Annotated in this window: 9 protein-coding genes and 1 riboswitch; of the genes, 6 read left to right on the top strand and 3 right to left on the bottom strand. The window is 70.1% G+C overall.

What is annotated here, in order from left to right:
- Positions 1-55: 55 nt before the first annotated feature.
- Positions 56-505: a methyltransferase domain-containing protein gene (locus ACFSXZ_RS34670; RefSeq protein WP_378270062.1), complete on the top strand. Its 450-nt coding sequence runs from the start codon at positions 56-58 to the stop codon at positions 503-505.
- Here the strand turns inward: ACFSXZ_RS34670 and ACFSXZ_RS34665 are convergent.
- Positions 494-883 (bottom strand): VOC family protein, encoded by a 390-nt coding sequence (locus tag ACFSXZ_RS34665; protein ID WP_378270061.1) that lies wholly within the window; start codon positions 881-883, stop codon positions 494-496. The genes ACFSXZ_RS34670 and ACFSXZ_RS34665 overlap by 12 nt on opposite strands.
- Positions 884-904: 21 nt before the next feature.
- Positions 905-1,771: an EamA family transporter gene (locus ACFSXZ_RS34660; RefSeq protein ID WP_378270059.1), complete on the bottom strand. Its 867-nt coding sequence runs from the start codon at positions 1,769-1,771 to the stop codon at positions 905-907.
- A gap of 307 nt (positions 1,772-2,078) precedes the next feature.
- Here ACFSXZ_RS34660 and rpsT point away from each other — a divergent pair, with 307 nt between their 5' ends.
- A complete protein-coding gene (gene rpsT, locus ACFSXZ_RS34655) occupies positions 2,079-2,339 on the top strand; it encodes a 30S ribosomal protein S20 (protein WP_378270058.1) in 261 nt (86 codons plus the stop codon).
- A gap of 76 nt (positions 2,340-2,415) precedes the next feature.
- Here the strand turns inward: rpsT and holA are convergent, their stop codons facing one another.
- On the bottom strand, positions 2,416-3,393 hold the full coding sequence (gene holA, locus ACFSXZ_RS34650) for a DNA polymerase III subunit delta (RefSeq protein WP_378270057.1): 978 nt from the start codon (positions 3,391-3,393) through the stop codon (positions 2,416-2,418).
- A 113-nt stretch (positions 3,394-3,506) separates the two neighbouring features.
- Positions 3,507-3,639, top strand: a riboswitch (SAM riboswitch).
- Positions 3,640-3,652: 13 nt separating this feature from the next.
- Between holA and thrC the strand changes: the two genes are divergently transcribed.
- The 4 genes from thrC to crcB all read left to right on the top strand — a co-directional run bounded on the left by thrC (position 3,653) and on the right by crcB (position 8,269).
- Positions 3,653-4,918, top strand: coding sequence for a threonine synthase (thrC, locus tag ACFSXZ_RS34645; protein WP_378270056.1), 1,266 nt, complete (start codon positions 3,653-3,655; stop codon positions 4,916-4,918).
- Positions 4,919-5,071: 153 nt separating this feature from the next.
- The gene (locus ACFSXZ_RS34640) at positions 5,072-7,198 is read left to right on the top strand and encodes an MMPL family transporter (protein WP_378270054.1); all 2,127 of its coding nucleotides are present in this window, start codon (positions 5,072-5,074) and stop codon (positions 7,196-7,198) included.
- A 190-nt stretch (positions 7,199-7,388) separates the two neighbouring features.
- On the top strand, positions 7,389-7,907 hold the full coding sequence (locus ACFSXZ_RS34635) for a fluoride efflux transporter FluC (protein ID WP_378270052.1): 519 nt from the start codon (positions 7,389-7,391) through the stop codon (positions 7,905-7,907).
- On the top strand, positions 7,904-8,269 hold the full coding sequence (gene crcB, locus ACFSXZ_RS34630; protein WP_378270051.1) for a fluoride efflux transporter CrcB: 366 nt from the start codon (positions 7,904-7,906) through the stop codon (positions 8,267-8,269). Before ACFSXZ_RS34635 ends, crcB begins: the two co-directional genes overlap by 4 nt.
- Positions 8,270-8,280 lie beyond the last annotated feature (11 nt).

Here is an 8,280-nt window from a genome sequence, read left to right as displayed (position 1 = left end):
GGGACCGAGGGATCACAACCCTATCGGCCCGGGCTGCAGAAGGGATGGTGGCCTAGTGAGCACTCCGTTCGGCCGCCTGCTGGACCGGATCGCCGAGCTGATGGCCAGGCCCGCCACCGCCGCGATCGAACGCCACGTCCTCGACGCGGCGAGAATCACGCCGGGCGAGGTGGTCCTCGTCGTCGGCGACGGACCGGACCTCGGGCGGCACGCCGATTCGGCCGAACACACCGGCCAGGACGACGAGTCCGCCGACGTGGTGCTGAGTTTCGGCGACGTGGCCTCGTGGCACGACCGCGCGGCCGGATTCGCCGAACTGCACCGCGTACTGCGCCCGGGAGGGCGGCTGGTGCTGTCGGCGCGCGAGGATCGCCTGCCCGTGTCCCGGCACGAACTCGCGGCCGAGGCCGCCGAGGCCGGGTTCACCGACCTCCAGACCTGGTTGTGGGAGCCACCCGGGCCCGCCGCCCCGCTGACGGCCCAGATTCGCGCACTACGTCCCTGACGGGTCGCGCACGTCTGTCCGAAGTGGATGGTCCGAGGGAATTTCCACCAGCACGATGCGGGTACCGTCGGGGTCGGAGATCCACGCCTCGTCCAGCCCCCACGGTTCCCGCCGCGCCTCCCGGTCGGGGGTGACGCCGCGGCCCGCCAGTTCCGCCAGGGTGGCCGGCAGGTTCTCGACCTGCAGCCACAACTGGAGGTTGCCGCCTTCTCCCGGCGTTCCCTGCCCGGCGACCTCAAGGAATCCCTGACCCAGGAAGAACACGGTGCCGCCCGGGAAGGTCCGGTAGATCGCCAGACCGAGGACGTCGGCATAGAACGCGGTCGTCTTTTCGGGGTCGACGGGCCTGACGAGGAACCGGCTGCTCAACACGTGCATGGACCCTGCCTACCTCAGCGGTCAGGAGGCGGCAATCGCCGCGATCCCGGTCAGCACGATCACCGAGCCGGTCAGCCGTCGCGCCGGGTCGGCCTCCCCGAGGACCAGCCACGCGGCGAGGCCACCGAGCACGATGCTGACCTCGCGGGCGGGCGCGACGAGGCTCACCGGAGCCATCCGCATCGCGTAGAGCACCAGCAGGTAGGCCACCGGCGAAAAGACCCCGACGATCAGCACCTCCCGCCGGTGAGCCCGCCACAACCCGGCGAGGTCGCCCCGGCCCAGCGCCGACGGCGCGAGCAGCAGGCTCTGCAACAGCGCCCCGGCACTGAAATAGACCAGCGGGGGCACCGCGAGGGCGTTGACCGAGTGGTCGTCCCAGAGCGTGTACGCCGCGATCGTCAGTCCGGTGAGCAGCCCGTAGCCGATGCCCGACCGCCGGGCACGCGGATCGGTCTGCCCGGCGCTCCGGCCGCCACCGATCAGCAGCACTCCCGCCACGACCAGGAACGCGCCGACCAGACCCAGCGCTCCCGGCCGCTCACCGAACAGGACGACCGCCGCCAGCACGGACAGCAGAGGACCGCTGCCCCGGGCGACCGGATACACCACGGAGAGGTCACCGACGGCGTATCCGCGCTGCAGGACGATGCCGTAGGCGACGTGACACACCGCGGTGACGGCCGCGGCGGCCAGCCAGGTCCATTGTGGACGCTGTGGGGCCAGGACCAGCATGGCGGCGGCGAGCGGCAGGCAGCACACCGCACTGGTGGTGTAGTAGAGGAAGACGAAGCTCGCACCGCCGTCACGGACACGCTTGGCGGCGAGATTCCAGCCGGCGTGCACGACCGCGGCGAGGAGCACGAGAGCGAGGGCAGAGCCGTTCACCGAGGGCCTTTCCGGCCTTCCGCGGGCGCGAAAGGACCAGGCCCTCATGGCTTTTGTCCATTTCAGGTGTACCGGCGGCCCCATTCCCGCCGGCTGGTACCGCTCGGACCGGACCCGGCGGCCCCTGGTTGTGGGACAGGTAGGCGGGGTGCCGGCGGAACCCTAGGCACTGCCAGACCACCATAGCGCCGCTGGTAATGTTGTCGACCGTTGCCGCGTGGCATTCCGCCAGGGAGGAAACCCGGTCACCGGGGCCACTACGAACGCGGCGGCGAACCCGACCCGATCATGATCAAGGAGCGCCCGCGTGGCCAACATCAAGTCCCAGATCAAGCGCATCAAGACCAACGAGAAGGCGCGCCTGCGCAACCAGTCGGTCAAGTCCTCGGTGAAGACCGCGATCCGCAAGTTCCGCGAGGCCGCCGAAGCCGGTGATCGGGACAAGGCGATCGAGCTGCAGCGCGAGGCCGCCAAGAAGCTGGACAAGGCCGCCAGCAAGGGTGTCATCCACCCCAACCAGGCCGCGAACAAGAAGTCGGCGATGGCCAAGCGCGCCAACGCGCTCTGAGCTTCCCTCGAAGGCCCCGCACGAGTCCCTCGTGCGGGGCCTTCGCATGTGTCCTTCCTCCACTACGAAGCCGTGGTCAGCGCTTCTCGCGGGCGGACACGAGGTCGAGGACGGCGCGCTCGAGCGCGTAGGTGGGGTCGGCCGCCGCGCCCTTCACCTCGGCGTTGACGCGGGCCACGATCGCCATCGCCTCGGCCAGCCCGGCTTGCCCCCAGCCGCGCGCCTGTCCCTGCGCCTTGCGGATCTTCCAGGGCGGCATGCCCAGCTCGCCCGCCATCTGGTTCGGGTTGCCCCGCCCCGCGGCCGACACCCGCGCGATCGTGCGCACGGCGTCGGCGAGCGCGTCGGCGACCAGGACGTGCGGCACCCCGATCTGGGTCGCCCAGCGCATCGACTCCAGCGCCGCGGCCCGGTCCCCGGCGACCGCCCGCTCGGCCACCGCGAACCCGGTGACGTCGGCGCGGCCCCGGTGATACCGGCGCACCGCCTGCTCGTCCACCTCGCCACCGGAGTCGGCCACCAGCTGTGCCGCCGCCGACGCCAGCTCACGCAGTTCCCCGCCCACCGAGTCGATCAGCGCGGCCACGGCCACCGGGTCGATCCGGCCGCCGACCCGGCGGACCTCGGCGCGGACGAACGCCTCCCGCTCCGCGGGCTTCGTGATCTTGGCGCATTCGGTGATCTCCGCCCCCGCCTTGCGCAGCGTGGCCGGGAGCGCCTTCGCCGCCTTGGCCCGCCCTCCCCCGGAGTGCACGACGATCAGCACGATCCCGTCCTCGGGCTGGCGGAGGTAGGCCAACAGCGCGTCCGCCACCTCCTGCGATATGTCTTGCGCCGCTTCGAGGACGATCAGCCTGCCCTCGCTGAACAGGGAGGGACTGACCAGTTCCGCGAACGCGGGGGGTGTGAGTTCCGACACCCGGACCCGGGTGACGTCACTGGTCGGGTCGGACCGGCGCGCCGCGTCGAGGGCAGCACGAACAGCCCGTTCGACGAGGAGGTCCTCTTCGCCGAGCACGAGGTGGAGCGACGGAACGGTCACGGAGGCTGGCACACGTCGATCCTGCCACGGTGGCGCCCGGCCCCGGGACCATGGCGGGACCCGGACATCGTGTCGTATGTTGTTACAGACGCATTGCCTGGCGTGAAGCGTCCACAACCGAATACCGCTCATCCAGAGGGGCAGAGGGAACGGCCCGATGAAGCCCCGGCAACCGGCGTCAGCCTGTCATCTCGAGTCCGCGAGGTAGCTGACGACCACGGTGCCAATTCCGGCCCGCACCAGCGGGACAGATGAGGAAAGGAACCTCGCGATGACCGCAGCCCTCAGTTCGACCGGAACCCGCCGCGTGCTCGACCTGGGCCCCGCCGTGGAACTGGTGTCCAAGGAGGAGGGCCACCGCCAGCCGCTCGCCCCGGAGTTCGTCTCCGCCGCGGACTTTTCGCCGCTGGAGGTCGCCTACGACTTCGGCCGGGTGCGCCGTGAGGACATCGAAGCCGGGCCCCGCAACATCTGGCGGTACAAGAAGCTGCTGCCGGTGCCCTCCGATGTCGAGCGGATCCCGAACACCGAACCCGGCTGTACCCGGCTGATCCGGGCCGACCGGCTCGCCAAGGAGCTGGGCGTCAAGCGGATCTGGGTCAAGGACGACACCGGCAACCCGACCCATTCGTTCAAGGACCGCGTGGTCGCGGTGGCGCTGGCCGCCGCCCGCCAGTTCGGTTTCGACACGCTCGCCTGCCCGTCCACCGGCAACCTCGCCAACGCGGTCGGTGCCGCCGCGGCCCGGGCGGGCTGGCGCTCGGTGGTGCTCATCCCGTCTTCGCTGGAGCGCGCCAAGGTGCTCACCACCGCGGTCTACGGCGGGAACCTGATCGCGGTGGACGGCAACTACGACGACGTCAACCGGCTGGCCACCGAACTCGCCGCCGACCACGAAACCTGGGCGTTCGTGAACGTCAACGTCCGCCCGTACTACTCCGAGGGCTCCAAGACGCTCGCCTTCGAAATCGCCGAGCAACTCGGCTGGCGGCGGCCGGAGCAGATCGTGGTGCCGATCGCCTCCGGTTCCCAGCTGACCAAGGTCGACAAGGGGTTCCGCGAACTGGCCCAGGTCGGCCTGGTCGAGGACACCCCCTACAAGGTCTTCGGCGCGCAGGCGACCGGTTGCTCGCCGGTGTCCACCGCCTTCCGCAACGGTCATGACGTGGTGCAGCCGGTCAAGCCCGACACCATCGCCAAGTCACTGGCCATCGGCAACCCGGCCGACGGGCCTTACGTGCTCGACACGGTGAACCGCACCGGTGGCGCCATCGAAGACGTCAGCGACGAGGAAATCGTCGAAGGCATCCGGCTGCTGGCCCGCACGGAAGGGGTCTTCACCGAAACCGCGGGTGGCGTCACCGTCGCGACGGCGAAGAAGCTGATCGAGGCTGGCAAGATCGACCCGGACGCGGAGACGGTGCTGATCATCACCGGTGAGGGGCTCAAGACCCTCGACGCGATCGAAGGCCGCGTCGGCCCGCGCGCGACGGTTCCGCCCTCCGCCGCCGCGGTGCGCGAGGTGCTCGGGGACTAGCGCTCCCCTCCGGGCGGCCGGGACCGGTCCCGGCCGCCTATGACGTGGTGGTGATGCCCGCGCACCAAGTTGGGACGGTGGCCGGGTGTGCTCCGCTGCCCCGCACCGGGTCCACACGGACCGTCCGGCCTCGACAGGAGGGGTGGCAGCGCGATGAACCGCGTGGGAAGAGCGGCGAAGATTCCGTCCCACCGCTGGGGCAAATGGGTCATCCTCGTGCTGTGGATCGGCGCGCTCGCCTTTCTCGCGCCGCTGGCGACCAAGCTCAGTGAGGTCGAGAACAACCGGCCGGAGTCGTGGCTGCCCGGCACCGCCGAGTCGACCCGCGTTCTCGCCGCGGTGCAGGAGTTCCGTTCGGGCGACCAGATACCCGCCATCGTCGTCTACGAGAAGCCTGGCGGCCTGACTCCCGCGGACCTCACCCTCATCGCGGGCAACGCCCACCAGCTCACGACGATCGACGGCGTGGCGGGCGCCACCGGGCCGTTCACTTCCGGCGAGCGACCCCCACAGGCGGCGGAGGTCGTCGTCCCGGTCAGCGTGGGCACTCAGGGCTTCAACAAACTCGCCGGCATCGTCGACGACATCCGCACCACGGCGGCCCAGGGGGTCAGCGGGATTTCCGTGCACGTCACCGGGCCCGGCGGCAACAACGCGGACTCGTCCAGGGCCTTCGCGGGCATCGACAGCGCGCTGTTGTTCGCCGCGCTGGGCGTCGTCATCGTGATGTTGCTCATCACCTACCGCAGTCCGATTCTCTGGGTGTTCCCGGTGCTCTCGGTCGGTGCCGCGCTGATGGCCTCCGAGGGCGTGATCTACCTGTTCGCCAAGTACGCCGGGCTGACGGTGAACGGGCAGAGCGCGGGCATCCTGACGGTCCTGGTGTTCGGCGCGGGCACCGACTACGCCCTGCTGCTCGTCGCCCGCTACCGGGAGGAACTGCGCAGGCACTTCGACCGGCACGAGGCGATGGCCTTCGCGCTGCACCGCGCCGGGCCCGCGGTCTGGGCCAGTGCGGCGACGGTCATCGCGGGCATGTTGTGCCTGATGCTCGCCGAACTGAACTCCACCGCGGGCCTCGGACCGGTCGGGGCGATCGGTATCGGCGTCGGCCTGCTCGCGATGGTCACCCTGCTGCCCGCACTACTGGTGATCTTCGGACGCTGGGTGTTCTGGCCGGTCAAACCCGACTTCGGGTCGGCCGAGGGCACCCGGACCGGCCTGTGGGCGCGGGTCGGCAGGCGCATCGACCGGGCTCCCCGGGTGACCTGGGTCGTCACCTCACTGGTGCTGGTCGTGCTGGCGCTGGGCACCCTCACGTTGCGGGCCGACGGGCTGAGCAACGCCGGTACGTACACCAACGTCCCGGATTCCGTTGTCGGGGAACAGGTTCTGGCCCGGCATTTTCCGGCCGGGGCGGGACAGCCGATCCAAATCGTGAGCAACTCGGCCCAGGCAGGCCAGGTTCGCGCCGCCGCGGCCACCGTCCCCGGAGTTTCGTCGGTGAGCACCCCGGTCGTCCGCGACGGCGCCGCCTACATCGAGGCGATCACGCGCGACGCCCCGGACAGCGGAACGGCGAGCGCCACCCTGCAACAGGTCCGTGACGCCGTTCATGGCGTTCCGGGCGCGGACGCGATCGCGGGTGGTCCGTCAGCCGTCCGGCTGGATACCCGGGCGGCCAGCACCGCCGATCGCGACCTGATCATCCCGATCGTGCTCACCGTGGTGTTCCTCATCCTCGTGGTCCTGCTACGCGCGTTGCTCGCGCCGGTGCTCCTGATCGCGACGGTGGTGTTGTCGTTCTTCTCCACGCTCGGGATCAGTGCGTTCTTCTTCAACCACGTCTTCGGGTTCGAGGGCGCCGATCCGTCGTTCCCGCTCTATGTCTTCGTGTTCCTGGTGGCGCTGGGCATCGACTACAACATCTTCCTGATGACGAGAATCCGGGAGGAGGCCGGGCAGCAGGGCACCCGCCAGGGCGCGCTGGCCGGCCTGGCCGCCACCGGTGGTGTCATCACCTCCGCCGGCCTGGTGCTGGCAGGCACCTTCGCCGTGCTCGGCACGCTGCCCCTGACCTTCCTCGCCGAAGTCGGTTTCGCGGTCGCGATCGGTGTGTTGATCGACACCATCGTGGTGCGGGCGATCCTGGTGACCGCGTTGACGCTCGACATCGGACGGTGGATCTGGTGGCCGAGCCGGCTGATGCGCCTGCGCGATCCCGAGCCGCAGGCCGGCCGGGCCCGGACCACACCGAGGCGCGAAGAACACCATCCGTGACCAGGGCATGATCGCCAGGCCGGTGAGCGCGATCACACCGGCCGGGGTCGCTCCCACCGCCGCCGGTATCGTGTGGACAGCGGCGGTGGGACTCGCCGCCCGCGTCGCCGCGGGAACCGCAGGAGTTGACTGCCAACGGTCCCTCCTCGAGCCGAACGTGTCCGCAGGCGGAGCAGGAGGGGTTACCACAATGAGCGGCGAGGTGAGTCTCGGCGAGCCTATTGACGCGGATGTCGACCTCAAGGTCGAAGCCCAGCGTCGTGAACTCGTCCGTCACCACGGCCCCGTCCTGACGGCGATCGCCCTCGGGGGCGGCCTCGGTGCGCTGGCCCGGTACGGGATGGCTCTGATGGTGCCCACCGCACCCGGCGGGTTTCCGTGGGCGACCTTCTTCACGAATATTCTCGGCTGCCTCCTCATCGGCGTGCTGATGGTCCTGATCAGCGAAGTGTGGTCCGCTCACCGTCTCGTCCGGCCCTTCCTCGGCGTCGGCGTCCTCGGTGGCTTCACCACGTTCTCCACCTACGCCGTGGAGATTCGTGGTCTCCTCCAGCCCGGGACCGCGGGTCTCGCGTTCGCCTACCTGGCCGGAACCCTGGCCGGCGCGATGCTCGCCGTGTTCGCCGGAGTGGCGGCCACCAAGACCCTCTGCCGCCTCGGGACCACCCGGCAAGAGGCGCCCGCGCTCGCCGGAAAGCCGAAGGCATGACGGCGGTCCTGATCTTCGTGGGCGCGGCGATCGGCGCGCCCTTGCGCTATCTCACCGACCGGGCGGTCCAGTCCCGGCACGAAAGCCTCTTCCCCTGGGGCACGATCACCGTCAACGTGGCGGGTTGCCTGGTCCTCGGCGCGCTGACCGGAGCCGGCACCGCACTCCCCGGCCCAGTGCTCGCCCTTGCGGGGACAGGGTTCTGTGGTGCTCTCACCACCTACAGCACCTTCAGCTACGAGACACTTCGCCTGGCGGAACAGAAAGCGTACTTCTACGCGGCCATGAACGTCCTCCTCAGCATCGTCGCCGGGCTCGGTGCCGCCTTCCTGGCTTATGCCGCCACTCGTGCCCTGATGTGAAGGCGTCCCAG

Source organism: Amycolatopsis pigmentata (genome assembly GCF_042684065.1).
Taxonomy (GTDB): domain Bacteria; phylum Actinomycetota; class Actinomycetes; order Mycobacteriales; family Pseudonocardiaceae; genus Amycolatopsis_E; species Amycolatopsis_E pigmentata.
The sequence above is the reverse complement of the archived record's forward strand: the minus strand, read 5'-3'. Positions and strand labels throughout refer to the sequence as shown.